Source organism: Staphylococcus simulans, from assembly GCF_002994445.1.
GTDB classification, from domain to species: Bacteria; Bacillota; Bacilli; order Staphylococcales; family Staphylococcaceae; genus Staphylococcus; species Staphylococcus simulans_B.
On record NZ_MRZJ01000010.1, the window covers coordinates 24,994 to 51,835 of the forward strand.

The following is a 26,842-nucleotide window of genomic DNA, read 5'->3' on the forward strand; positions in this document are numbered from 1 at the left end:
TGTATTGGTTATGCCATCGCTTTTTTAATCATGATTATTTAACCTATATGAAAATAACATGTTGTTACCCTTGCTAAAATAGGCACATTTAAAGCTATTGAATGCATATATTCGGAGTTAATAAAACAATAATCCAATTGCGATACCTATTAAAACAATCGACCAAGAAGGGAGTTTGAAATAGGTGAGTAGAACGAAAAGAATACTTGCCAATGTAAAATCTAAAGGTTGTTTAACAGTAGATGTCCAAATCGGCTGATAGAATGCGGCGATTAAGATACCTACGACACCCGCACTGATGCCTTTTAAGAACCCTTCTGCATAAATATTTGATTTAAGACGATCCCAAAACGGTAAGACACCGAATAAAAGTAAAAAGGCAGGTAAAAATATTGCGAAGGTTGCGAGAAGTCCGCCGCCGATACCGCCGATTGATGTACCGATATAGGATGCAAATGTAAATAAAGGTCCTGGGACTGCTTGAGAAGCCGCATAACCTGTGATGAAATCATTAGAAGAAATGAGGCCTTGCGGTACAAATTCTTTTTCTAATAAAGGCAATACTACATGACCGCCGCCGAATACAAGAGAACCAGAACGATAGAAACTATCGAACATTCTTATCCATATGTTTTGTGTAGCTGCACTTAAGACAGGCAGCACAACCAGCAAGCCCGCAAATAAAGAAAGAGAAATAACGCTGACCCTCTTAGGTAAATAAAAGACTTTTGAGTCATGTTTTGAGACAGAAGTAGGCTTAAGAAATACAATACCGTAAATGCCTGTTATCAAAAGTGCAATAACTTGTATATAAATATTGTTGATTAATAATGTGAGTGCCAATACAAACATCGCCAGCATAATCGTTGTTTTTGTATTAGTTAATTTTTTGCCCATACCGAGTATTGCTTGCGCAACAATCGCTACTGCGACTAACTTTAAACCTTGCATCCATGTAAAGTGGGCATTGCCATTCACAAAGAGTGCTGAAAACAGCATTAATAGAATAACAGAAGGCATTGTAAAACCGAGAAAGGCTAATATACCTCCTAAGACACCGCCTCTGATCGTTCCGATACCTATACCGACTTGGCTGCTTGCAGGTCCAGGCAAGAACTGGCACAACGCAACTAAATCAGAGTATTCTTTTTCATTCAGCCATTTGCGCTTCTTTACATATTCATCATAAAAGTAGCCTAAATGTGCAGTCGGACCCCCAAAGGATAAGACACCGAGTTTTAAGGCAACCATAAAAATATTTACATAATTATACATATTATTCTCCTTATTCATTACAGGCTCAACTTATAATTTTTGGACGCATTATGCTCTATTATATTGATGGAATGTAAAGATTTATGCGGTATATGTGTAAAGAATATTAAATTTCCCCTCTTTAGGTCTCATCTGTAACGTAACTTGCTTTCTTTAATTTCCAATATACAGATTGTATGACGTATGGATTTAGAAAACATGACATTTCAGTGAAAGAAATATTAACCATAATTAACAAATTATAATTAATTATTAATTTTTAAGTTGAGAATTTTAGATATAATTAAATCGAAAAGTCACAACAAAAGAAAAAGAGGAGTGATGCATCATGAATTGGAAACAAATAGCTGCGACATTAATTCCAGCATCAGCTTTAATTTTAGGTACATTCATGCCCACTGAGGCACTCGCAGCAGATATTAAACAAGATGAAATTGGTAAAGACGGTAAAATTGTTAAACGTACGCAAGTCGGCGGTGATTTTGATGGTGGTTTCACACAACTGGTGCATTTTGACTTTATTGAGGATCCAAAATACGACAAAGATGCTTTAGTTGTCCGTACCAAAGGGAATATTGCTTCCCAATTAGAATATGGGAAGTATCGCAAAAGCTTCTTGTTCTACAGCCAGATGAGATATCCCGGAGAATTTGGTGTACGTGTCGATGTGAAGGACAATCCGAAAACAGAGATATTAGATTATCTGCCGAAGAACAATATTGAAAGCGTCAATGTGACCGAGACATTCGGTTATAACATCGGTGGTTCCATTTCCAGCAATCAATCTGGAAATATCAATGGCGGTCAAAACTATAGTAAAACAATCAACTATAAACAAACCAATTACCGAACACTGTTAAATGGAAATACGAGCAATCAAGGTGTAGGTTGGAATGTTGTTGCGAACAGTTTGTTTTATAACGGTCATATGAATGCACGCGGGGATATGAATTTATTCCATAATGATGGAGAAGAACGTGATGAAAAGCGTCCATCGACATTCTTTGCGGGGAAATCGACGTTGCCTTCGCTAGTGAGAAGCGGATTTAATCCAGATTTCTTAACTTATTTATCGAACGATAAAGAGAACAAAAAAACACAAATCACAGTGACATATTCACGTAAGAATGATGAAATTGATGCGGCATATTATAACGATAACTTTGATAAGTATCCGCAAATGAACCTGTATCATCAAAATATTTCAGGAAATACTTATAAAGTAACCTATGAAATTGATTGGAAAAAGAAAAAGGTGAAAATGATCAATCAAGAATCAGAAAAGATAGGGCAAGCACCTTTAGAAAAAGACGGTGAATAGGATGGGCAAGAAAGCATTTAAAGTTTTAACATTAAGTACATTGTTAACGGCGTCTATATTGTCTCAGACGCAAACTGCCAAGGCTGATGGGCATATCCAAGCAGTGATAAAAGATGAAGGCCAGCAAAAAGTAGCATCAGACTCAATGATTTATAAACGTACAGCAACTGCAAGCGACACGCAAAAACATATTACACAAAGTCTGCAGTTTAATTTCATTAAAGATGAAAGCTATGATAAAGAAACAGTAGTGTTGAAAACAGCGGGTAATATTGCGAGTGGTGCACATATATTAGATCCTTATGCGGTATATACGAGTACAAAGCGCTGGCCGGGCGAATATAAAGTATCTGTAACGTTGCCGAAAACAGACTCCACAGCCATTATTGATTATGCGCCGCGCAACAGTGATGAGTCGCGAGAAGTGACAGAGACAATCGGTTTGAATATCGGAGGCGGTCTCAATCTGAAGGGTGGCGGCGGTGACGCTAATTTGAACGGGAAGTATACATTTAATGAATCTGTAAAATATAAGCAAGATGCTTATCGTACCTTCCTAGAACAACCTACTTCTCCAAAAGATATTGCTTGGGGTGTAGAAGCCTATAATATTAATGTGAATGGATATGGACCTTATAACAGAGAAAAATACAATGATATCCAAAGTTCATATGGTAATGAGCTGTTTTTGAAAAACAGAACCAGCCGAGCAAATGCAGGGAAGAATTTTGTGGATTCTAACCAATTGCCGTCATTGATCGCAAGTTCATTCAACCCTGAATTTTTAACCGTCTTTTCTCATGATTATGATGATAAAGATAAATCTAGAATTAAAGTAAAATACGAAAGAAATATGGATGACTATTTAATCAAGTGGAAAACATTTTACTGGTCTGGTTATAACAAAAAGAATACAGCTAAAGAAGCTATGACAGCGACTTATGAAATTGATTGGGAAACACACAGTGTGAAATTCATTAAAGCAGAATAATAAGCAATATAGCGCAGGACTTACCTTAGCAGCAGTTTTTGGGAGTCCTGCTTTCTGATTGAGATGACAAAAACAAAATGGTGATAGTTTGGCTGATCGCATCATCAAAAATACATGATTTGTATTCATATACTCTATAATATTTAAAATATTTCAGAGGTTTTACTTAAAACTAAGTATTTATTTAAAACTGTTTGAAAATTCATACTATAAAGAAAACAACATTTGCGTTTATAGGATAAAAGGGATAAGCTTGAATGAATACAGTATATAAAGGGGCTGTGGAAAATAGATATATTAATCGGTACGGGCTTATTATTGCTCATTTTAGTCTTTTTTACTTTGTTTACGTATTACGCGCCGGATGGGCGTGCAGTCATGGGGGCTTTAGCAACAGCGGCAATTGCGACTTTCTTAGTGGAAGCACTTCAAGGTTATGTGTTGGGGGACATTCTTAACGTTGAATTCTTGAAAGAAACTGGGAAGTTAGCAGGCACATTGAGTGGGGTCATTGTTGCATTCTTAGTTGCATTATCTAGAAAGATCAATGCGCAAAACTCAGCATTATTAGCAGTATCTTTTGCGGAAATCGGGTTGATTCCTGCACTATTTGCTGCGTATTTAATGTCATTTGTAATTCGCTTTATTCAAAAGAAAATTACAAATGGCATGGATTTTATTATTGTAGTAATTGTTTGTATTCCGATTGCACGATTATTAGGTGTAGGCTTTACACCATTGGTTGACGGTTCATTGCTGAAAATCGGGGGCATTATTGATGCAGCAATGAATACAAGTCCATTACTTATGGGATTAATCCTTGGCGGTATTGTGACGGTGGTAGGAACGTCGCCATTAAGTTCAATGGCACTGACAGCTATGTTAGGTCTGACAGGCGCACCAATGGCTGTTGCAGCATTAACAGCTTTTGCGTCAAGTTTCATGAATACAACGTTGCTGCACCGCTTGAAAATCGGTAATTTAAAATCAGTGATTTCAATTGCGATTGAACCATTATCAAAAGCGGATTTGGTTTCTTCGAATCCGGTTCCGATTTATGTCACAAACTTTATCGGCGGAGGGATGGCCGGAATGGTCATTGCTTACTCAGGGCTTATCAACAATGCGCCGGGTACGGCAGCTCCGACACCAGGTATACTCGTTATGTTTGGGTTCAACCCGGCACTTGAAGTGTTGAAGTACGCTGCAATCGCAGCGGTCATCTGTTTGATTGTCGGATTTGTGATGGCTTATTTATTTAGAAATTATCCGATCAGAAACAGTGAAGTTTTAGGGTATGAATCTGAAATCCTTAAAAATTCAAAAACAAAATAATGTTGAATATAACAGCATCGTAGCAAAATTAGTTTGCTATGGTGCTGTTTTTTTATTTCTCTTCAAAAGAGACCATAAACGGATGTTGCGTGTCGTCTAAGCAGAGATTGATACGTGTTTTGAAATTGCCCCATGTGACTTGCTGCATGACTTGTTCATACGAAAAGAAACCGACTTCCAAGCTTTCTTCGCTGGTTGTAAGGCTGCCGCTGACATACTCAGCGCGGAATAAATGATTCACAATGGAATGATTGGTATTTTGAAACGCACCGCAGTATTTCGTAATTTCAACGTTGACGCCGGCTTCTTCTTTAACTTCACGTATTGCAGCGTCTGTAATGGTTTCGCCGTTTTCTACTTGACCGCCGGGCATTTCCCATCCTCGTCTCGGGCTTTTAATTAATAAAATTTCATTTTTGTCATTGGTTACTAAACATGATGCTGAAAGTATATGCAAAGGGGGCATAGGTAAACTCCTTTTTTCTTATTTTAAAGTGATGTGAATTTTTTGTTTGAATTAGGCTAGAAGATAATTAAGTATTATTTTACTTGTACAGTTATGGAGCTTAACATAGCAACGCAAACAAAGCGATAATTTCTAAAGATTGGAAACGATAGAGTAAGCAACAATCAATTGATATATTTGATAAAAATGTGTGAAAAAAGAATTTTAGGCAATAATGTGTTAAGGTATAGCAAATACAAAGACACAACCCTAGGAGGAACAGTTTTGCCAAAAAAATTATCAATAATCGTTCCTGTCTATAATAAAACATTATATTTAGCACAGTGTATTCAATCTATTGATGAGCTTGAACTTAACCATTCAGAAATAGAGGCAATTTTCATAGACGATGCATCAACAGATGATTCCCTGTCGCAACTGCAGCAATATGAAATTTCACGTGATTATATGCGTGTGATTGCATTAGAAGAAAATACAGGCAGCCCTGCACAACCTAGAAATGTGGGTATAGATGCGGCCGAAAGCAGCTATGTTACATTTTTAGATGCAGATGATTGGCTGGATGCAAAAGGCTTACCAACATTATTGGATCAAGTCATTACGAATGACGCAGATATCGCATTCGGACAAGCTCTGAAACATAAAGATCGTTCAATCAGCAAGATTGCGCGTTTTGCATCCTATCAAAAGGCAGAAGGCTTAGTTCCTTATGAAATAGATAAAATATTTCGTGCCGTAGGCCCTCCAGGCAAAATCATTAAGAAAAGTGTAATAACTGACAACAATATTCAGTTTGAGCACATGAAATATGGAGAAGATAAGCTCTTCTTTACAGAAGTCATTGCATTGGCACAACAGGCAGTGATGAATGATGTCACGGTCTATCATGTGAATCGATATGCTGCCAATCAATCGCTGGTGACTGAAACGGATGTTTTTGAAAAAACAGAGCTGAACTTAAAAGTGTTAAAAGCAGTGCTGGATTTAGACATCCCTGAGACTGCGCGCAAACATGTCATCAGCAGAATCGTTGAATTAGATTACTTATCGCGCTTATTCATCAATCGCCGCTTTTTAAACAGTGCGCATCAACCGCATTTTTATCAAGCTTTCGAAACACTTGTGGAAGTATTAAAAGAAAAGGGTTATGACATTAAAGATTATTTAACTGAAGAAAAATATGAAAAAGTATGTTATTGCTTATTAGAAGGAACATCTGAACAAGTGAATGAACTTATCTCAGCATTAGTCGAAGGTGCACGTGCACCGCATTATGTTTATAACGGACAAGTATACTTTGACTTGCCAGACAGCGTGCAAGCATACAAGCCGTTGGCAGAACCTATGTATGCTGTATACGGGGGTACACATTGTATTGATGATACTTTCTATGAAGTGATCAGTGTTTACAAAGCACCAGAGACACAAATCAATGCAGTGCAATTAGTCAAAATAAGAGACGAGTCTGTCATAACAGAAACAACATTTGAAATAAACGGCAATCAGCTTTTCGTGCCATCGACTGCACTCGATACAGATTATGACTTTAATATTCAATTGATTTATGACGGCTATAAGCCTTGTAAGGTTCAAATGACATTGCCGAGTGCTGCGACAGCACCGCCGATGCATCGTCAAAGCTTTAAAACAGAATTTGTCTTTCGAGATACAAAAGCGGATAAGTCAAAAACAAAACCTGTTGATACTGCTAAGTATTACACTGAAATTCCAAAACGAGTTTATGCGATTAAAAAATTCAAAGTCTATCAAGATACAGAATTTAAAAACGAAGCAGCGCGTTCTATAGAAATCGGTGAACTAGTGTCAGTATCAGATATTCAATATTCGCATAAAGGCACACCGCGGTTAGTCTTAGAAGACGGCAATATTATTACTGCGAATAAGGACTTTGTAACAACAACAGATGAAACTGATTCAGAACAATATTTCATAACATGCCCGTCAGCTGTAAAAGTAATTAAAAATTGCAAGGGTTATGAAGACCGCAATTTTAAAAATGAGACGGGTGACGCAATTAAAAAAGGTACAACAAAATCGATTGAAAAAATTGTTTTTTCTTCAAAAGGCACACCGCGATTGAAAACAACAGATGGTATTTATATGACTGCGAATCGTGATTTTGTACAAGCAATTGATTAAGGAGCTGGTTTTTTATACCAACTCCTTTTTTTATTGGAAAAGTGAAGCTTAAAGACGATAGCCCTCTTCATGTCAGGCTTTAAAGCACTTTATCCGAAAAGAGAAAGGAGGGCTTAATTGATAAAAATAAGATTTTCTTCGTCTGTATTATTAATTTTGTAAATTATTATAGATGTTGTTGACAGAGAGAAAAGAAAGCGGTATGATTCAATACATAATTATTTTCTGACAATTCGAACATCGTATCAATTTGAATTGTATGGCACAACATCTATATAATATGAGGGGAGAGTATTTTATTGGCTTCTAAAATTACTTATACAAACTTCGCCTCAGATCCTTTTGAATCATTGGATGTTACTGATGAAACAAAAGGTGCGTATCATGTTCTGAAATGGGCATATGATACTTACGGAGATGAAATTGTATATGCTTGCAGTTTCGGGGCAGAGGGCATTGTCCTGATTAACTTAATTTCGCAAGTAAAACCAGACGCTCGTATCGTCTTTTTAGATACAGGTCTCCATTTTGAAGAAACTTATGATTTAATCGACCGCGTGAAAGCAAAATATCCTGATTTAAACATTATAATGAAAAAACCTGACTTAACAGTGGATGAACAAGCACAAAAATACGGCGGCAACCTTTGGCGAAGAGATCCTAACCAATGCTGTTATATTCGCAAAGTCAAACCGCTTGAAGAAGTACTTACAGGTCAAACGGCTTGGGTATCTGGACTCAGAAGAGAACAATCACCGACAAGACGCAATACGAACTTTATTAATAAAGATGATCGTTTTGAATCTATCAAAGTTTGTCCTTTAATTCACTGGACTTGGGATGATGTTTGGGATTACATTAAATCCAATGATTTACCTTATAACACACTGCATGATCAAAATTATCCGAGTATCGGATGTGCACCTTGTACATCACCTGTTTTTGAAGGCGGAGATTCTAGAGAAGGCAGATGGCAAAACAACATGAAAACCGAATGCGGATTGCATGTTGGACGTAAATCATAATAGGACTTGAAATTTTTTTGAACCAAATCCTTAGTAAACGCATTGGAATTAAACTATTGTTGTTAAAACAATAATCATATTCCGCAACATATATTTTTTTGATTATAATTCCTACTAAAAAACTAAGGATATCAACCATAATATGGGGGGAAGACACTTGAATTTATCAGCAACAAATAGTCCGTTCAACGATGAACAGGCACAACTTATTAATCAAGCGTTATCAACATTATCAAATGACCAAAAGCTTTGGCTTAGCGGTTATTTAACAGCGAACATGCAAGGCGGAACAGCAGAAGCACCCGCACCTCAAGTTGCAGGCGCAGTTCAGCAAAGTGGTGCAGTTGCAGCGCCGCAAGTTGTAGAACCAAGAAAAATTACTATTCTGTTCGGTTCTGAATCTGGTAACGCACAATGGGTAGCGGAATTGCTTGAAAGTAAATTAAAAGAAAATGACTTTGATGCAACATTGAGTGAGATGGACCAATATAAAACAAAAGAATTGAAAAATGTTGAAGATTTATTGATAGTGACTTCAACACATGGCGAAGGCGATCCGCCGGATAATGCACTTTCATTCTATGAGTTTTTATATGGTCGAAAAGCCCCTAAATTAGACGGTGCACGCTTCTCAGTCTTAGCATTAGGCGACCAATCTTACGAATTCTTCTGTCAAACAGGTAAAGACTTCGACGCACGCTTAGAAGAACTAGGCGCTGAACGTATCTTGCCTCGTGTCGATTGCGACATTGATTTCGAAGGACTTGCGAATGAATGGATTGATAACATTATTAACGAACTTGGCGATCAAGAAGTGAAACAAGTCGTGCAAGATGCCGAAGAAACACCGGTACAAGATGTATCAGCACCTATCTATTCAAGAACAAATCCTTATGAAGCAGAAGTATTAGAAAACATTAACCTTACTGGAAGCGGTTCTAATAAAGAAATCCATCACCTTGAATTATCATTAGAAGGTTATGGAGATGAATATGCACCAGGCGATTCTATTAATATCTTGCCGGAAAATGATCCGGAATTAGTCGATGAACTCATCGATATGCAAGATTGGGTTGCTGAAAAAGATGTTGTTATTAATACACAAGGCGACAAATTGCCTTTAGGCGAAGCTTTAACGTCTTACTTTGAAATTACAAAATTAACAAAACCGCTGATTGAAGCAGCAGCACAAATCTTTGATAACGAAGATTTACTAGATAAAGCTTCGGACAGCGAATGGGTGAAAGAATATATTTATGGTCGCGACTTATTAGACCTGTTAGATGACTTCCCGACTGAATCTTTACAACCTGATCAATTACATCAGTTCCTAAGAAAAATCCCAGCGAGAAGCTATTCGATTTCCAGCAGTAATAAAGCGAATGAAGATGAAGTGCATATCACAGTATGTGCAGTGCGTTATGAATCACATAACCGCAACCGTTCAGGTGTCTGCAGCGTGCAGTTGGCTGAACGTGTTGAACCAGGCGACAAATTAAAAGTGTACTTGAAGAAAAACCCTAACTTCAAATTCCCATTTGATGAAAACACACCAGTGATCATGATTGGTCCAGGTACAGGTGTTGCGCCGTTCCGCGGTGTACTTCAAGAACGTGAAGAATTAGATTTAACAGGCAATACATGGTTATTCTTCGGTAATCAGCACTTTAATACAGACTTCCTTTACCAAACTGAAATTCAAGATTGGTTGAAGAGCGGTGTGTTAGAAAAAGTAGATTTAGCCTTTTCACGAGATCAAGAAGAAAAACGTTATGTTCAACATTTAATTGATGAAAAAAGTTCAGAATTCTACGAGTGGTTAAGAAATGGTGCAGCGATTTATGTCTGCGGCGATGAAAAACATATGGCTAAAGATGTACATCAAGCAATTATCCATGTCCTTGAAAAAGAAGGCGGCTTAACTGAAGAAGAATCGGAAGAGTACTTAGCAGAATTGAAAAAAGAAAAACGCTATCAACGTGACGTTTACTAATTTTTGAGGAGGCAAATTATGGCTAAGAATGACAATGATTTATATAAAGGCTTAGATGATTTAGAACGCAATAAAGGCGAAAGCAACTATTTGCGCGGCACAATTGTCGAAGGCTTAAATGACCCTGTTACAGGTGCAATTGCGGATGATGATACAAAATTATTAAAATTCCACGGCAGCTATATGCAAGATGACCGTGACTTGCGCCAAGAACGACGCAAACAAAAATTAGAACCCCTCTACGCATTCATGATTCGAGTGCGTATTCCAGGGGGACGTGTAACACCAGAACAATGGTTGAAATTAGATAAATTAGCAGATGATTTCGCGGGTGAACAAATCCGTCTAACAACACGTCAAACATTGCAATATCACGGTATTTTCAAACGTAATCTTAAAAAATCTATGCAAGCTATTAATGCGGCAGTATTAGATTCTATCGCAGCTTGCGGTGACGTTAACCGTAACGTCATGTGCAACCCAAATCCTTATCAATCTGATGTGTATGGTGAGATTAATGAGTATGCTTCAGAAATCAGTAATCACCTTTTACCGAAAACAACGGCTTACCATGAAATCTGGTTAGATGGCGAGAAAGTAATCGATTCTAAAAAAGAAGATCATGAACCAATGTACGGTAAAACGTATTTACCGCGTAAATTCAAAATCGGTATTGCATTACCGCCGTCTAATGATATTGATGTCTACTCTCAAGATATTGGTTTAATCGGTATTGTTGAAAACGATGAATTAACTGGCTTTACAGTGACTATCGGAGGCGGAATGGGAAGCAAGCATGACGATTTAAGAACGCATCCTCAAGTCGGTAAAGTATTAGGTTATATTCCTAAAGAAAAAGCTGCAGAAGTTTGTGAAAAAATCTTAACGATTCAACGCGACTTCGGCGATCGTGCTGATCGTCAGCAAGCACGTTTCAAATACACTGTTGAACGTAAAGGTGTAGATTGGATTCGCGAAGAGCTTAATAATCGTTTAGGCTGGGAAATCGAAGAAGCGAAACCTTTCGAATTCGACAGCAACGGCGACCGCTTAGGCTGGGTTGAAGGTTCAGGAAAATATCATTATACGTTATTTATCCAAAACGGACGTATTAAAGATACTGAAGACTTCAAACTCAAAACAGCTATCAAAAAAATCGCTCAAGCGCATAAAGGCGAAATCCGTATGACACCGAACCAAAACTTGATATTTGCGAATGTCGATAAAGCAGACAAACCAGAAATCGATGCATTAATCGAAGAGTACGGCTTAACAGACGGTAAAAACTACAGTGGTTTACGCCGTAACTCAATGGCTTGTGTCGCATTCCCTACATGTTGCTTGGCAATGGCTGAATCTGAACGTTATTTACCGTCACTTGTCAGCAAAATCGAAGATATCTTAGATGAATTCGGTTTAAGAGAAGAAGAAATCACAATTCGTATGACAGGCTGCCCGAATGGATGTGCGCGTCCAGCATTAGCTGAGATTGCCTTCATCGGTAAAGCACCTGGCAAATACAACTTCTACTTAGGCGGAAGCTTCATCGGTGAAAGATTGAATAAATTATACAAAGAAAATATTGGAGAAGAAGAAATTTTAGAAAGTCTTCGTCCGATTTTAGAACAGTTCAGCAAAGAACGTGAAGAAGGCGAACATTTCGGAGACTTTGTCGTACGAAAAGGTATTGTAGATAAAGTGACAGATGGACGCGACTTCAGATAATGACATTTAACTTGCGGGAGAAAGTGCTGTACGTTTTGTTGTACACACTTTCAATCGCAATCATTATAAACAAATGAGGTGATCGGATGGGGAAAGTATATATAGTGGGCGCAGGCCCGGGTGATCCGGATTTAATCACAGTCAAGGGTGTTAAAGCGATAGAAAGCGCAACTGTGATTTTATATGATCGCCTCGTTAATAAAGCGTTATTAGCATATGCGAAGCCGAATACAAGGTTGGTTTATTGCGGGAAAGACCCAAGCGGTTTATCCATACCGCAAGAAGAAATCAATGCATTGCTTGTCAGTTTCGCGAACAAAGGACATACTGTCGCAAGATTAAAAGGCGGAGATCCTTTCTTGTTCGGTAGAGGCGGGGAAGAAGCGGAAGTATTGGCAGAACAAAATATTCCGTTTGAAATCGTCCCCGGTATTACATCTGGAATTGCAGCACCTGCTTATGCAGGTATTCCTGTAACACATCGTGATTACAGTTCATCCGTTGCATTTGTGACGGGCGTCAATAAAGCTAAAACGTTAAAAGAAGATTACTGGAAGCATTTAGCATTAGGACCTGAAACACTATGTATTTATATGGGTGTCAGCAGATTGCCTGAGATCAGTCGATTATTAATCCGTCACGGCAGACCGAAAGCTACACCAACAGCATTGGTATATCAAGGTACGAGCGGTGTTCAGCAAACTGCAGTCGGAACACTTGAGAATATCGCAGAAGTCGCAAAAGACTTTAAAAATCCATCGATGATTGTAGTAGGCGAAGTCGTGCAGATGCATGACAAAATCAGCTGGTTCCAAACGATGACAGAAAAAGCAGCAGCGCAACAATAAAATCCGCAGGGGTATTCTTATTATACTTTGTGAAATTTCTTAACTTTAATTCCTTGTAAACACATAAGAATAATAACGAAACTCTGCTTTTAAATAAAAGTAATTTGAAAATTGTAAAAAATTGATTAAGGTCAACAAGAGGTTAAGCTTACTTTTTATTTGGAAACCTCTTGAATTATCATGATTAAACCTAAAAAGGTATTTGATTATTGATAGAAAGGAGCAAAGACAATGAAAAAACTATTAATTATTGCCCTTGTAGGGTTTTTTGCACAATTGGTTGATGGTTCCCTCGGTATGGGCTTCGGCGTAACATCTTCATCGATTTTGTTATCGCTCGGTTTAGCACCAGCTATTGTATCAGCGACAATCCACTTCTCTGAAATTGCGACAACAGCAGCATCAGGTGTCTCTCACATGTCGTTTTCAAACGCAGACAAACGTTTAATTTTAAAATTAGCGGTGCCCGGATCGATGGCGGCTTTCATTGGAGCCGCAGTAGTCAGCCATTTGCATGCAGGTATTGTAAAACCTGTCGTTGCTTTGTTCCTGATTACAATCGGTATTTATATTTTAGTGCAATTTGCTTTTAAACGCAGACAAGTTAAGAAGCTGACTAAGGGGTCAGAGTTGAGTAATAAATTTATGTTCCCGCTTGGGTTTACAGCAGGTTTCTTAACAGCAATCGGCGGAGGCGGCTGGGGTCCTGTGAATACATCAGCGTTGCTTGCACGTCGTGATATTAACGTCAGACATGTCATCGGTAGTGTTTCAATCAGTGAGTTCTTCGTAACGATTGCTGCATCCATCAGTTTCTTAATCTTTTTACCGTTACATCTTATTAACTGGGGATTGGTACTGGCATTAAGTGTCGGCGGCGTTGCAGCTGCACCTTTTGCGGCATGGTTAGTAAAAGTCATCCCAGTTAATGTGTTAGGTATTTTCGTCGGCGGTTTGATTATCTTTACAAACAGCAACACTTTAATGAAAGCATTCCATGTTCCTGGTGAAGTTTCAGGAGTGGTAAGAATCGGTGTTATCGCCGCATGGTTAGTTTTATTGTTTGTTATTTTGCGCAAAGAAGGCAGATTACCCAATTTTTTTCAGAAAAAAGAACCAAATAAAGTAGGAAGAGTTAAACAATAAGAGGAGATGAGTCAATTGGCAACAGCAACACAAATTTTAGAATATACGAGTACACCGCATGGCGGTAAATTGATCAACCGACAACTTGAAGGTGCAGAACGAGATGCTTTAATTGAAGCAGCAGCATCATTTAAAAAATTAACTTTAAATGCTTGGAGCTTATCGGACTTAGAATTAATCGCAATCGGCGGATTCAGTCCTTTAACAGGTTTTATGGGAGAAGCGGACTATAAGAATGTCGTTGATAACTTACATTTAGAAGACGGAACATTATGGAGTATTCCGATTACATTGCCAGTAAGCGAAACAGAAGCAGAACAATACGAAATCGGTGATCAAGTCGCATTATACGGCGAAGATGAAAAGTTATATGGTGTTTTGACTTTAGAAGAAAAGTATACGTATGACAAAGAAAAAGAAGCCCAAAATGTATACGGTACGACAGAAGAAGCACATCCAGGTGTGAAAAAAGTCTATGAAAAAGGCAATGTTTACTTAGCAGGTCCGATTCAACTTGTGAACCGACCAGATCACAGCGAATTCGAAGAATTCGAATTAGATCCTATCGAAGTTCGTCAAATGTTCCATGATTTAGGATGGAAAACAGTGGTAGGTTTCCAAACACGCAACCCTGTTCACCGTGCACACGAATACATCCAAAAATCAGCTTTAGAAACAGTCGACGGATTATTATTAAATCCATTAGTGGGTGAAACTAAAGCAGATGATATCCCTGCAGATGTACGTATGGAAAGCTATCAAGTTATCTTGAAAAACTACTTCCCTAAAGATCGCGCACGCTTAGCAATCTATCCAGCAGCGATGCGTTATGCAGGTCCTAGAGAAGCTATCTTACATGCGATTGTGCGCTTGAACTACGGTTGTACACACTTCATCGTAGGTCGTGACCATGCAGGTGTAGGCGATTACTACGGCACATATGAAGCACAAGAGTTAATTTCAAAATACCAACATGAGTTGGGTATTCATATTCTAAAATTTGAGCATGCGTTCTATTGCACAAAATGCGGTAATATGGCGACAGCGAAAACTTGCCCGCATGATGCGAAATATCATGTGCACTTAAGCGGTACAAAAGTACGTGAGAAATTACGTAACGGCGAACCATTACCAGAAGAATTCTCTCGTCCAGAGGTGGCAGAAGTTTTAATTCGCGGATTACGCAGACATAGAGAACAAAACGAGGAGGCGTAAGCATGACAAAGTCGCAAAATATTACATGGCATGATTCAGAAGTAACGAAGGCAGAACGCCAAGCACAAAACAATCATAAGAGTGTTGTGCTGTGGTTTACAGGACTTTCTGGTTCAGGGAAATCAACAATCAGTGTTGCACTTGAAAAAGCACTGTTTGAACGCGGTGTGCGTTCATATCGTTTAGATGGTGATAATATCCGTCACGGTTTGAACAATAATTTAGGATTCAGTCCTGAAGACCGAAAAGAAAATATCCGACGCATCGGTGAAGTCAGCAAACTATTAGCAGATGCAGGCTTAATTACTTTAACAGCATTCATTTCACCTTATCGTGAAGACCGCGATCGTGTACGTGAAATCTTAGACGATGGCGAATTTATTGAAGTCTACGCTAAAGCAAGTGTTGCGGCATGCGAAGAACGCGACCCGAAACAACTGTACAAAAAGGCACGTGCAGGAGAAATCAAGAATTTCACAGGCATTGATGCACCGTATGAAGCACCGGAAAATGCGGAAATTGTAGTTGATACAGAAACAACTTCTGTAGAAGATGCGGTAGCACAAATCATTCAATATTTAGAAGACAAACAAATTATTTAAATTCTTATCCATCTGGCAAAGCAGCTGTCAGATGGATATTTTTATGCGTAAGACGATTTTAAAATTCAAAGCACATAGCAGGATATAGTTTTTTAAATATTCAGAAAAACAAATATAATAAAACTGTAAGCAAATATGAACAACAAGGAGATGTACAGCATGACAAAAGTAAAAGGGCAAGTCGCATTAGTAACTGGTGGGGGACAAGGGATTGGTGAAGCAATTTGTCGCTGATTAGCTGAAGATGGCTTTAAAATCGGAGTGGCAGATTATAATGAAACAACTGCTGAACAAGTAGCACAAAGTTTAAGAGATGCAGGCTATGAAGCACTGCAGTTAAAGTCGATGTTTCTGATCGTGACCAAGTATTCAATGCGGTGAATACGGTTAAAAATCACTTCGGTGACTTTAATGTGATTGTAAATAACGCAGGTTTAGGACCGCAAACACCTATTCATACAATAGAATATGACTTATATCGAAAAGTTTATGATGTTAACGTCGGCGGTGTATTCTGGGGTATTCAAGCTGCGACAGAAGCATTTGAAGCTTTAGGCCATGGCGGTAAAATTATTAATGCATCTTCACAAGCCGGCCAAGTCGGCAATCCAGGTTTAGCTTTATACAGTTCTACTAAATTCGCAGTACGCGGTGTAACACAAACAGCTGCACGCGACTTAGCTGAAAAAGGCATTACAGTAAATGCTTATTGCCCAGGTATCGTTAAAACACCAATGATGGAAGATATCGCACAAAAAACTGCCGATGAAGCAGGCAAACCATACGAATGGGGTATGGAACAATTTGTACAACACATTGCGTTAAAACGTTTATCAGAACCATCTGATGTTGCGGCATGTGTTTCTTATCTAGCAGGTCCAGACAGTGATTATATGACAGGTCAAGCTTTAATCATTGATGGCGGTATGGTATTTAATTAATAGGTTATGTATTCTTTATACAGATGAAACGGCCCTGACGCTTAAATGTGTCAGGGCTGTCGTTTTATTATTTTCTTGGAATACCAATCGCATGGCCGAGTTGTTTTGGTGTTTCAAACTCCCCTTGTTCCTCGTAATAAGATTGGATATTGTTAAACACAAAATCAGGGAACACTGAACTGCGGCGCAGTTTATTGTTTACTGCCATCATGATTACTTCATATGTCGCAGTCGGTGTATGATCTTCATTGAACATTTTTAAAAAGAAATGAACACGCTTTTCATCATAATCATAGACATAAACTTCGACTGAAAACGGTTCATCTAAAAGCATTTCCTTTAAAAACGTTACATGTGCTTCTAAATTGAAAATAGTAGTATCGTGTTTTTGACGATAATCAATTGAAAAGCCCATCTTCGCAAAGAAACCTACCACTGCATCACTGAAAATCGAGAAATATTGTGCATCATGCAAGTGTTGATTATGATCAATCCAAGATGGATGCACTTTGTCATTGTAAGTATAAATATAGCCCATAAATAAAGCTCCCCCTTTATTACATATAAGTGAAGTGTATCATAGAAAATAAAAATGAATAGTAAAGGAGCATTGGTGTAAGTATAGAATTTAATATGTGCAGAATGATTGGATTTTATTAATACAGATAAATGGAAATAAGGTATAATTGTTATTAAATTATGAGAAATATCAATTTGGAGGTCAGCTATGAAAAAACTAGCAATATTGATTAGTGCTTTTGTCATTTTACTCGCAGCTTGTGGAGAAAAAAAGGAAGAGGAAAAGAATATAAGTCTTAATGCAAGTCAAAATACAAAAAAGAAAATAAATAAATTAAGCAATAACGAAATAGAAATAAATGGAGTCAAAGTAAAAGTATTGAAAACAGAATTTAAACCGATGGGTAGTGAAGAGTTTCAAAAGAAACCTTTATTTATAATTCATTATTCAGTTACTAATACTACTAATAGAGAAGTACGACCTTTAACAGAATGGTCAGCAGATTTTGAAGTTTATCAAGATACCAAAGATGTTCAAAAGAGATTAAATAACGGCATAGTAATGGACAAAAATTATCAGGATATCCTTCAAAGAAATGCAGATATCATAAAAAAAGGGGCAACAGTACAGACAATCGAACCCTATGAATTAGAGGATGATAAAAGTCCAGTGTTAATTAAAGCAAGAAATCTAAGTACTAACGAATCTCTAGGACAAATAAAAGTAAATATTCAAAAATAATTAAAGGAAGTTTTTCTATGATCGCAATCAGTGCTTGTTTAATAGGAGATAATGTAAGGTATGATGGTTCGAACAAACTTAATACTGAGTTAAAGTCATTGGTTGAACAGGGCAAGGCAATTAGTATTTGTCCTGAGGTGTTAGGAGGACTTTTGACACCGAGAGAAGCCGCAGAAATTGTAGGCGGTGATGGACGTGATGTATGGCAAGGTACTGCAAAAGTGATAACGAAAACAGGGGAAGATGTGACTGAGGCATTTAAATCAGGCGCACAATTTGCCTTAGAAATTTTGAATGAACAGGGCTGTACAGGTGTCATATTGAAATCAAAAAGTCCGTCTTGCGGTTTGAGTGAAATATATGATGGTTCATTTTCAGGTCAACTTAAACAAGGCAAGGGTGTAAGTGCATCATTATTTAAACAACAAGGTATAACGCTTGCCAATGAATTTAATTGGAAAGGAAAATTTGAAGTTTAAAATTCATACTGTTTACTATTACGGCGACGTATGTTGAAACCAAGTGTATCACGCAGGATCAGATTCTATGCCCCTTGTAAAGCTTATTGAATTAGGCTTTATAGGGGCTTTTATTATTTGATTACTTATTTGAAGAGATACAAGAGGAAGTCAGAATGACTGAATTATTATAGTGTTTAAAGGGTAAGTAGTTTTAAAAAATTATAACTGTACAAGTTAACCCTTATTATAAAGTTGATTCCATTTATTCATTTCATTAGTTATTTTCTTATGTGTTATCCCCTTTTCATAATGAGTGTTAAGGTTCAATATATCTTAAAATTTTCTAATTACACTAAATATATTTATCGAAAAAGTTGAAAAAACATTTGAATAAGGTATGATGAGTAGTGAATAAAATAGTTCTTATTAAGAGTGAGTGGAGGGACTTGGCCCTGTGAAGCTCCAGCAACAACCGTCAGGTGAAGTGCTAAATCCAACAAGGAAACTTGAAAGATAAGAAGACGTACGTGAAGCGCTTCTTCTTGCAAGGAGGGCTATTTTATTTATCCAAAATCAGAAAAGGTGGTAAATAAAATGACAACATCTACTAAAGAACAAATCAGAGGGAAAATGGCAGAACTTGAGCAATGGGAAGCTTATAAGCCGATGAATATGGCCAGCAGTATGGGAAGAAAAGCGCAGATTCATGATATTGAGGCAACAATCAGACAGATGGTTCCATTGGAAGTCATTAAAGAGTGGCTTGAAGAAGAATAAGGAATGAGAGTAATTTATTCGCAATTGATGCGTGTTTGTATTAAATGTGAATTTCATAGTTGACAGAATATTCTTTTAATTATAGACTAGGATTAATTCAAATAATATTAATTGATTATGATGAGTAAAGTAAATATTGAAGAATTATCAGAGAGCTTTTGGTTGGTGTGAAAAAGCAATTCGACAATATCGAAAATGGACTCTGAATCTGTTAGCTGAATTGTGAGGTTAACACGTGGTCGCATACGTTACCATTGCGCAAGTATGATAGTACTTTAGAGGAGAAGTATGTTATTTGTGCTTCTTGAAACCGGGTGGTACCGCGCAGAATCAGATTCTACGCCCCTGTAAAGCTTATTAAATTAGGCTTTATGGGGGCTTTTTATTATTTGAGGACTTATTTTAAACAGATACAAGGGGGAAGTCAGAATGACTGAATTATTACGTTATGATATTGTAGGAAGTTTCTTAAGACCAGAGGCATTAAAAGAGGCACGTGCCGCATTTGAAAAAGGTGACATTAATCAAAATGAATTAACAGAAGTGGAAAATAGAGAAATTAAAACATTGATTGAGAAACAAGTAGAGAATGGTTTGAAATCTATTACAGATGGAGAGTTCAGAAGAAGCTGGTGGCATTTGGATTTCTTCTGGGGTCTGAATGGTGTAGAGCAAGTTAAAGACGAAGGCGGTTATGCATTCTCTGAAGGCCCTTCTCGTATTGAGACGGCACGTTTATCCGGACCGATTTCAGGTGAAAACCATCCATTTGTGGAACATTTTAAATTCTTATTAGCACATACACCAGAAGGTATTGAAGCACGTCAGACAGTGCCTGCACCAGCACGTTTATTCTCAGAGCTGACAAGAAAAGAAAATTTAGACCAAACACGTGCATTTTATGAAGATGATCATGCGTTGATCAATGCGATTGCGAAAGCGTACCAAACGGTTATCGAAGATCTGCACGACGCTGGATTAAAGACGATTCAATTTGATGATACAACTTGGGGCCGTTTAGTAGGCGACCAAACAGAAATCAACGGTAAGAATGGCGATCCGAAAGAAAAAGAACGCTTAAAACAGCTTTTCGCAGACGTTAATAACCGAGCAATTGCACTTTTACCTGAAGGTTTAAGAGTACAAACACATATCTGCCGAGGCAACTATCGTTCGACTTGGTTTGCGTCAGGGACATACGATACAGTCGCAACCCCATTATTTGATCAAGAAAATGTGGATGCATACTTGCTTGAATATGATAGTGACCGTTCAGGCGGCTTTGAACCGCTGCAATACGTTTCAGGAGACAAGCAAGTGGTCTTAGGATTAATCACTTCAAAAGACGGTGAATTAGAAGAGAGAGATGAAGTGTTAAACCGTATAAAAGAAGCAGCACAATATATTCCATTAGAACGTTTGGCATTAAGTACACAATGCGGTTTTGCGTCTACTGAAGAAGGCAACAATTTAACAGAAGCGCAGCAATGGGCAAAGATTCGTTTAGTTAAAAGTATCGCAGAAGAAGTTTGGCCCGAAAAGGTAAAAGGCTGATTTTTTCGTAGCTGAACAACAGGAGAAGACAGCAACCGCTTTTTAAAACTATATAACTTAGGCGGCGGTGCCGCAAAAGGAATTGTAGTTACTATTAGGCATATGGGAAAAGAAGAAGTCTTGCAAAGAAAGTATGTCAGTATTTTGCCGAGTAAAGAATTCTACCTTGTGCCGATTAATGAAGGTGTTTTCCATGAATTAGAGGAAACGCTTAAACAAAACGGCTATGAAGCAAGCTTAAAAGTGAACATCGACTTTAAGCATAATTTAAGCCGAACATATCAGCACTTGGAATTATTCGGAAAAATCGACAGCTTTAATCAATTTAATGAAGAAGCAATCTACGAATTGCAATTTGTGCAGAAATCCGCAGTGAATGTATAGAAAATGACTCCAGACAAAGAAGTTTGGAGTCGTTTTTTTACGGTAATGAGAGTTGTGAGCATAAACACTTGCATTATTTTAAAAGTAGTATTATTATATGAAGTATAATAAGTATATCGGAAGAAGAACCGCTTTACTATGATACAAATATAAATAGTAAAAGGGGAACTTATTCAAAGAAGAGGAGCTGAAGTTAAATGAAAAACTTAAAAGGAATGCACCATGTTACTGCCATTACAAGTGACGCTGTTAAAATTTATGACTTCTTTACTGATGTTTTAGGCCTTAGATTAGTGAAAAAAACTGTAAACCAAGATGATATCCACACGTACCATTTATTCTTTGCGGATGATGAAGGGAATGCCGGAACTGACGTGACATTCTTTGATTTCCCTGGAATTCCAAAAGGTACACACGGTACTGATGAAATTGCACGTATCACACTTCGTGTCCCATCAGATGCGGCAATTGATTTCTGGAACAAACGTTTTGACGAATTAGATGTAAAACACGATGCGCCAAGCGAAAGATTCGGTAAAAAAATCATTGAATTCGAAGACTTCGATGGACAACTCTACACATTGATCTCTGACGAAAAAGATGCACCGGACAGTGTAGAACCAGGCGTAGCATGGAAAAACGCACCTGTACCAGAAGAATATGCGATTGTCGGCTTAGGTCCAATTGAATTAAACGTCAGCCGTTTTGAACCATTCAAAGCTGTATTCGAAGAAGTATACGGTTATAAAGAAGTTGCACAAGAAGGCGACTACCACTTATTCGAAACAGGCAAAGGCGGCAACGGCGGACAAGTGATTGTACGCAAACTCGGCGGCAACCCAGGAATGCAAGGTTACGGTACAATTCACCATACAGCATTCCGTGTCGCAGACAAAGAAGGATTAGATGAATGGATTGACCGTTTGAATGAATATCAAATCGGCAACTCTGGATTTGTTGAACGCTACTACTTCAAATCACTTTATTCTAAATTCTATCCTGGTATTTTAATTGAAATTGCGACAGACGGTCCAGGATTCATGGGTGATGAAGAATATGAAACATTAGGAGAAATCCTATCATTACCTCCATTCTTAGAACCAAAAAGAGAAGCAATCGAAGCAGAAGTGCGTCATATTGATACGACACGCCACAACCAACCTGGCCGTAAAAATCAATAATTAATAACTTTAGGAGGCAGATACGATGGCATTAAGTATGAAACACATTTTCAAAAAAGGTAACGGTGAAGATCAACCGACATTTATTCTCTTGCACGGTACTGGCGGCGATGAATCAGATTTATTCCCGCTCGCATTACGCTTGAATCAAAACTATAATATGCTGGGTGTGAAAGGCAACGTAGATGAAAACGGTATGACACGTTTCTTCAAACGCCACGGCGAAGGTCAATATGACTGGGAAGATTTAGAGGAACGCGGTACAGAGTTATACGACTTCTTAAAAGAAGCTGCTGAAGAATATGACTTTGATTTAGAAAAAGCAATTTTAGTCGGATTCTCAAACGGTACAAACATTGCGATTAACTTGTTATTGCGCGACAACACTAAATTCGATAAAGCATTATTATTCGCAGGACTTTACCCGACACAAATTGATGACGTTAAAGACTTAAGTCACATGGACATTTACCTTTCAATGGGTACACATGATCCTATCGTACCTGTATCTGAAAGCGAGCGCTTAATTGATTTATTCAAACGTTCAGGCGCAAATGTGACAACACACTGGACACAATCACACGGCATTACAGAACAATCATTAAACGACGCAGATAAAGTCGTTAACGGCAATAACTAAAAAACATGTTCACTCTAAAATAGATAGCATTAAAGACACGTGATTGAAGGACCTCCAAAACAAATTCAATCAAAACCCCCAAAATAACAAGAGACCTGGCACAACCAAAGTGGTTGCGACCAGGTCTTTTTCTCTGTGTAACTATTTTATTTTGTCTTTTGCGTTTAATAATGCTAGTACTTTTTTTGCGACACGTTTAGGAGATTGAGGATTCTGACCAGTGACTAAATGATAATCTGTGACGGTATATGGACGAAACGGCAATGCAGCTTTAGTATAATCAGCACCTTGTGCGAATAATTGATCTTCTAACATAAATGGTACTAACTTTTTACGGTGGGCCAACTTTTCTTCGAAATTAGAAAAGCCTGTGAGTTTTTTGCCAGATACATAATAAACGCCATTTGTATCTTTGAAATCTAAGAAAGCACAGATTCCGTGACAAACTGCTGAGACAATACCGCCTTGTTCTCTGATTTTTGAAATCACACGTTGAATATCAGGATTTCCTGGGAAATCATACATGACACCATGGCCTCCTGTGAAATACACAGCATCATAATCTTTAGGATTGATTGTCTTAATAGAGGGTGATGTTTCTAACAATTGCATAAATGCTTGATTGTTTTGGTATTGCTTGGTTAATTTATCCAGCATAAGTTTGGAGGTACTGACTGGATCAATAGGTGTTGCGCCTCCTTTAGTATTGACGATATCCATTTGGATATGATTACGGTGCATGACGTCATAAAAATGAACGAGTTCGCCTAGCCACAAACCAGTAGCAACATCAAAATTTTCGAAATGGTCGACACTTGTATTGACGATTAGAACTTTTTTAGGCATGTAATTTCCTCCTGTTAAGGTTTAAAAGGATTATACAGCAATTTAGTCTTTTTCGAACATAATAATGCACTGTAAGCATTAACTAAAGTTAAGAATTTGTTAATGATGCGTTAATTGGAATAGAGGGCGAGAGACATTAAAATTAACTTGTGCTTAAGTAGTCTGAAATTAAGCATGGCACATATTTTGTAATATTTTGTTATTTCTTTGGTGTTTTAAATTGTGTTTTTTCTTTTTTCTCTTTTCTATTTTTCTATTTTTCTTTTTTGTTTAATGAATTGTTCAGATGTTGTCTATGAAAGCTTAAGTAAAAAAGTTGCAGAAAAATTTTTAAGAAATAAGTAGTGGAAGCCTGGATTTTGATCAGCATTCGAAGTCCAGGCTTTGTTTATGATTATTGATAGTGAGGTATGGAGGTTGTCAATGAGTGTCGCAATATTAGGTTTTTTCTTTTTAGTAAGGTTGTATTCTTTATCTATTTCAATGAAACACGAGCGGCTTTTAATTGCACAGGGTGCAGTAGAACATGGTGCAAGAAATTCTAAGTATCTTGCATGGGTACATATTTTAATCTATTTATTGAGTTTTAGTTATGCAGTTATTTATCACCCTCCCTTTGATAGGATCGCTCAAGCGGGAACTTTGTTATTAATCGGGAGTTATATTGTATTATTTTGGGTAATTCATACACTAGGACCGATTTGGACTTTGAAAATATATATTCTCAAAGAGCATAAAGTAATAAAAACGGGTATATTTAAGTACATCAAGCATCCAAACTATTTTTTAAATATTATACCTGAGTTGACAGGGGTCATCTTATTAACACACGCTTATCCTGCAGCAATTTTACTGTTGCCTTATGCGTATATACTCTTTGTGCGTATCAAACAAGAAGAGCGCGCAATGTCACATCTTAAATAAGTTGCATCAAAGACTAGAAAATACACCAATGTTTTCTAGTTTTTTTAATTAATAAAATTAAATATTAAATTACGCTTAACCTTTTGTGGAAATAGTCCGTATAATCATTCTATAATAGGATTACAACTGAGATGGAGTGAGTTGAATGTTAAAAGTTAAAGCACCAAAAGCACTCTTTTTAGAAGGCGGATCTGAAGCGGTTCTATTATTGCACTCTTTTACAGGTACCATACAAGATGTGAAAGCACTTGCTGAGGCATTGCATGCAAGAGGTTATACTTGTTACGCACCTTGTTATAGAGGACATGGCTTGCCTGTATCTGAATTTGTTCAATACGATATCAGAGATTGGTGGGAAGATGCAGAAGCAGCATATGGTTTTCTTCATGCGAAAGGTTATACCAATATCAATGTAGCAGGCGTATCATTAGGCGGTATTTTTGCATTGAAGTTAGCACAGCAGTTTGACGTTGCACGTACGATTGCGATGTCTGTCCCTTACCGTAAATCTCAATCGGGTGTCTTAAGCAGATTGAACCATTATGGTACACGTCTGCAATATTACATCGGATGTACAGAGGAAGAACAAGCAGAACAAATGGCTTATGTTCCTGCTTATCGTGAAGGTGCAGCGCATTTTGAGGCATTTGTGAACCAGACTATGAATGAATTGAATAAAGTGACATCACCGACATTCGTTGCGTACGGCGGTGCTGATGATCAATCCTATCATGAAAGTGCAAAAAAGATTATTCAGAATCTGACACAAGCTGTGTCAGCACAACTGCATAGTTATGCACATGCCGGTCATTTGATCACAAGAAGTTCACAATTAGAAGAAATATTTGATAATATTATTAATTTTTTGTATAAATCGTAACATTTACGTGTAAGCGTTTTACATATTAAGAAAAGTAGCGTAAAATCATATAAGTATAATCGACTATTAATGTATCAGAGTGCTTGGATATGTTATGATGGCTCCAAGAGTATTTTTACTAATAAGTTCCCCGTTGACACCCCAAGGTAGTCACCTCTTGTAAGAGGAAAATTGTTACTACAAAATGCTTTTTATACAAATGCCTGCCATCAAGAAGAAATTTCCGCAGAATGAGAAAGAGAGAAATGATTGGAGGGATTTCGCAATGAAGAATGAGATTATCAAAAATGCGATTGAGCTGTTTGCGAAAAAGGGTTACTATGGTTGCACTCTTGATGAAATCGCGAAAAGCGTTTCAATAAAAAAAGCGAGTCTTTACTACTACTTCCCAAGTAAAGCAAATATCTATGAAGAATGTACTGTGCGTATATTTAATCATTTTAATAGAATGCTTGATTTGCAAGAAGATGCTTCTCAGACGTCATTAGAGAATTTGAAGCAATTTATTTTAGACGTGGTTTTCAAACCAAACATTAGTTACTTGCGTATGTACTTGCAATTTACACAAGCGCCTGATGAATTCAAAGAACAGTTATATGTCAATGTCGCAGCATTGCATAAGCGAGTGATTGCCTTATTTAAAGTGTTCTATGAAAAGAACGATGTATCCATTTCGTTTTCAGCGTTTGAAGAATTGATGTTCGGTGTAATCGAAAGCGGCTTCGTCAGAACAACATTCATCAACTACTTCGATGAGTTGAGTTACCGCCGCGAAACATTAGAAGGTGAAGTAAGTTCAATGCTGGATTCACTATTAGAATTAAATGAATCACAAATAGATGAATAAAATATGGGCTGCAAGGGGTTATCCTAAAAGAGGGTAATCTCTTT

At 37.5% G+C, this 26,842-nt stretch carries 25 protein-coding genes, 1 pseudogene, 1 riboswitch and 1 other annotated feature; of the genes and pseudogenes, 22 read left to right on the forward strand and 4 right to left on the reverse strand.

All coding sequences use genetic code 11. The features are described 5' to 3' along the window. Positions 1–117: 117 nt before the first annotated feature. Positions 118–1,275, reverse strand: a complete 1,158-nt coding sequence (chrA, locus tag C7N65_RS10725) for a chromate efflux transporter (RefSeq protein WP_105994469.1) — start codon at positions 1,273–1,275, stop codon at positions 118–120. 328 nt (positions 1,276–1,603) lie between these two features. On the opposite strand from chrA, the gene C7N65_RS10730 reads away from it, so the two are divergent. From C7N65_RS10730 to C7N65_RS10740, 3 genes are all read left to right on the forward strand, one after another. Beyond that, positions 1,604–2,596, forward strand: a complete 993-nt coding sequence (locus C7N65_RS10730; RefSeq protein ID WP_105994470.1) for a leukocidin family pore-forming toxin — start codon at positions 1,604–1,606, stop codon at positions 2,594–2,596. Position 2,597: 1 nt separating this feature from the next. Next, positions 2,598–3,587 carry a beta-channel forming cytolysin gene (locus C7N65_RS10735; protein WP_105994471.1) on the forward strand — a complete coding sequence of 330 codons (990 nt, stop codon included), beginning with the start codon at positions 2,598–2,600 and terminating at the stop codon, positions 3,585–3,587. Positions 3,588–3,875: 288 nt separating this feature from the next. After that, positions 3,876–4,922 carry a PTS sugar transporter subunit IIC gene (locus C7N65_RS10740; protein ID WP_105994472.1) on the forward strand — a complete coding sequence of 349 codons (1,047 nt, stop codon included), beginning with the start codon at positions 3,876–3,878 and terminating at the stop codon, positions 4,920–4,922. 52 nt (positions 4,923–4,974) lie between these two features. On the opposite strand, the gene C7N65_RS10745 is transcribed toward C7N65_RS10740, so the two are convergent. After that, positions 4,975–5,388, reverse strand: a complete 414-nt coding sequence (locus tag C7N65_RS10745; protein WP_105994473.1) for an NUDIX hydrolase — start codon at positions 5,386–5,388, stop codon at positions 4,975–4,977. Positions 5,389–5,652: 264 nt separating this feature from the next. Here C7N65_RS10745 and C7N65_RS10750 point away from each other — a divergent pair, with 264 nt between their 5' ends. The 9 genes and pseudogenes from C7N65_RS10750 to C7N65_RS10790 all read left to right on the forward strand — a co-directional run bounded on the left by C7N65_RS10750 (position 5,653) and on the right by C7N65_RS10790 (position 17,043). Continuing rightward, entirely contained in the window at positions 5,653–7,548 is a 1,896-nt protein-coding gene (locus tag C7N65_RS10750; RefSeq protein ID WP_105994474.1) for a DUF5776 domain-containing protein, read from the forward strand. A 299-nt stretch (positions 7,549–7,847) separates the two neighbouring features. Beyond that, positions 7,848–8,573, forward strand: coding sequence for a phosphoadenylyl-sulfate reductase (locus C7N65_RS10755; RefSeq protein WP_105994475.1), 726 nt, complete (start codon positions 7,848–7,850; stop codon positions 8,571–8,573). Between the two features lie 157 nt (positions 8,574–8,730). After that, the gene (locus C7N65_RS10760; protein ID WP_199790687.1) at positions 8,731–10,566 is read left to right on the forward strand and encodes an assimilatory sulfite reductase (NADPH) flavoprotein subunit; all 1,836 of its coding nucleotides are present in this window, start codon (positions 8,731–8,733) and stop codon (positions 10,564–10,566) included. A gap of 18 nt (positions 10,567–10,584) precedes the next feature. Beyond that, positions 10,585–12,291: an NADPH-dependent assimilatory sulfite reductase hemoprotein subunit gene (locus C7N65_RS10765; protein WP_105994477.1), complete on the forward strand. Its 1,707-nt coding sequence runs from the start codon at positions 10,585–10,587 to the stop codon at positions 12,289–12,291. 86 nt (positions 12,292–12,377) lie between these two features. Beyond that, positions 12,378–13,139 carry a uroporphyrinogen-III C-methyltransferase gene (gene cobA, locus C7N65_RS10770; protein WP_105994478.1) on the forward strand — a complete coding sequence of 254 codons (762 nt, stop codon included), beginning with the start codon at positions 12,378–12,380 and terminating at the stop codon, positions 13,137–13,139. 231 nt (positions 13,140–13,370) lie between these two features. Further along, on the forward strand, positions 13,371–14,285 hold the full coding sequence (locus C7N65_RS10775; protein ID WP_105994479.1) for a sulfite exporter TauE/SafE family protein: 915 nt from the start codon (positions 13,371–13,373) through the stop codon (positions 14,283–14,285). 6 nt (positions 14,286–14,291) lie between these two features. Continuing rightward, positions 14,292–15,500 carry a sulfate adenylyltransferase gene (gene sat, locus C7N65_RS10780; protein ID WP_415918801.1) on the forward strand — a complete coding sequence of 403 codons (1,209 nt, stop codon included), beginning with the start codon at positions 14,292–14,294 and terminating at the stop codon, positions 15,498–15,500. Positions 15,501–15,502: 2 nt separating this feature from the next. Then, positions 15,503–16,102 (forward strand): adenylyl-sulfate kinase, encoded by a 600-nt coding sequence (gene cysC, locus C7N65_RS10785; RefSeq protein ID WP_105994481.1) that lies wholly within the window; start codon positions 15,503–15,505, stop codon positions 16,100–16,102. Between the two features lie 159 nt (positions 16,103–16,261). Beyond that, positions 16,262–17,043 (forward strand): annotated as a pseudogene (locus C7N65_RS10790) ((S)-acetoin forming diacetyl reductase). A 67-nt stretch (positions 17,044–17,110) separates the two neighbouring features. On the opposite strand, the gene C7N65_RS10795 reads toward C7N65_RS10790, so the two are convergent. Continuing rightward, positions 17,111–17,581 (reverse strand): thioesterase family protein, encoded by a 471-nt coding sequence (locus C7N65_RS10795; protein ID WP_105994482.1) that lies wholly within the window; start codon positions 17,579–17,581, stop codon positions 17,111–17,113. Positions 17,582–17,770: 189 nt separating this feature from the next. On the opposite strand from C7N65_RS10795, the gene C7N65_RS10800 reads away from it, so the two are divergent. The 7 genes from C7N65_RS10800 (at position 17,771) to C7N65_RS10830 (ending at position 23,301) form a co-directional block, all read left to right on the forward strand. Next, on the forward strand, positions 17,771–18,304 hold the full coding sequence (locus C7N65_RS10800; RefSeq protein ID WP_105994483.1) for a DUF5067 domain-containing protein: 534 nt from the start codon (positions 17,771–17,773) through the stop codon (positions 18,302–18,304). A 17-nt stretch (positions 18,305–18,321) separates the two neighbouring features. Next, positions 18,322–18,783 (forward strand): DUF523 domain-containing protein, encoded by a 462-nt coding sequence (locus C7N65_RS10805; RefSeq protein WP_105994484.1) that lies wholly within the window; start codon positions 18,322–18,324, stop codon positions 18,781–18,783. A gap of 402 nt (positions 18,784–19,185) precedes the next feature. Continuing rightward, a riboswitch (SAM riboswitch) is annotated at positions 19,186–19,285 on the forward strand. A 74-nt stretch (positions 19,286–19,359) separates the two neighbouring features. Then, positions 19,360–19,542, forward strand: a complete 183-nt coding sequence (locus C7N65_RS10810) for a hypothetical protein (RefSeq protein WP_105994485.1) — start codon at positions 19,360–19,362, stop codon at positions 19,540–19,542. A gap of 108 nt (positions 19,543–19,650) precedes the next feature. Beyond that, positions 19,651–19,892, forward strand: a binding site (T-box leader). Positions 19,893–19,971: 79 nt separating this feature from the next. Further along, on the forward strand, positions 19,972–21,096 hold the full coding sequence (locus C7N65_RS10815) for a 5-methyltetrahydropteroyltriglutamate--homocysteine S-methyltransferase (protein ID WP_105994486.1): 1,125 nt from the start codon (positions 19,972–19,974) through the stop codon (positions 21,094–21,096). Positions 21,097–21,198: 102 nt separating this feature from the next. Further along, positions 21,199–21,480, forward strand: a complete 282-nt coding sequence (locus tag C7N65_RS10820) for a hypothetical protein (protein ID WP_199790688.1) — start codon at positions 21,199–21,201, stop codon at positions 21,478–21,480. 197 nt (positions 21,481–21,677) lie between these two features. Beyond that, positions 21,678–22,661 carry a ring-cleaving dioxygenase gene (locus tag C7N65_RS10825; protein WP_105994487.1) on the forward strand — a complete coding sequence of 328 codons (984 nt, stop codon included), beginning with the start codon at positions 21,678–21,680 and terminating at the stop codon, positions 22,659–22,661. Positions 22,662–22,698: 37 nt separating this feature from the next. Further along, the gene (locus C7N65_RS10830; RefSeq protein ID WP_162912180.1) at positions 22,699–23,301 is read left to right on the forward strand and encodes an alpha/beta hydrolase; all 603 of its coding nucleotides are present in this window, start codon (positions 22,699–22,701) and stop codon (positions 23,299–23,301) included. 141 nt (positions 23,302–23,442) lie between these two features. Here C7N65_RS10830 and C7N65_RS10835 read toward each other — a convergent pair whose 3' ends face one another. Beyond that, complete coding sequence (locus tag C7N65_RS10835) at positions 23,443–24,147, reverse strand: type 1 glutamine amidotransferase domain-containing protein (RefSeq protein ID WP_105994489.1); 705 nt, start codon at positions 24,145–24,147, stop codon at positions 23,443–23,445. A 423-nt stretch (positions 24,148–24,570) separates the two neighbouring features. Between C7N65_RS10835 and C7N65_RS10840 the strand changes: the two genes are divergently transcribed. The 3 genes from C7N65_RS10840 to C7N65_RS10850 all read left to right on the forward strand — a co-directional run bounded on the left by C7N65_RS10840 (position 24,571) and on the right by C7N65_RS10850 (position 26,798). Then, positions 24,571–25,071: an isoprenylcysteine carboxyl methyltransferase family protein gene (locus C7N65_RS10840; RefSeq protein ID WP_105994490.1), complete on the forward strand. Its 501-nt coding sequence runs from the start codon at positions 24,571–24,573 to the stop codon at positions 25,069–25,071. A 145-nt stretch (positions 25,072–25,216) separates the two neighbouring features. Beyond that, positions 25,217–25,951 carry an alpha/beta hydrolase gene (locus tag C7N65_RS10845; RefSeq protein WP_105994491.1) on the forward strand — a complete coding sequence of 245 codons (735 nt, stop codon included), beginning with the start codon at positions 25,217–25,219 and terminating at the stop codon, positions 25,949–25,951. A gap of 265 nt (positions 25,952–26,216) precedes the next feature. After that, entirely contained in the window at positions 26,217–26,798 is a 582-nt protein-coding gene (locus tag C7N65_RS10850; RefSeq protein ID WP_105994492.1) for a TetR/AcrR family transcriptional regulator, read from the forward strand. Positions 26,799–26,842 lie beyond the last annotated feature (44 nt).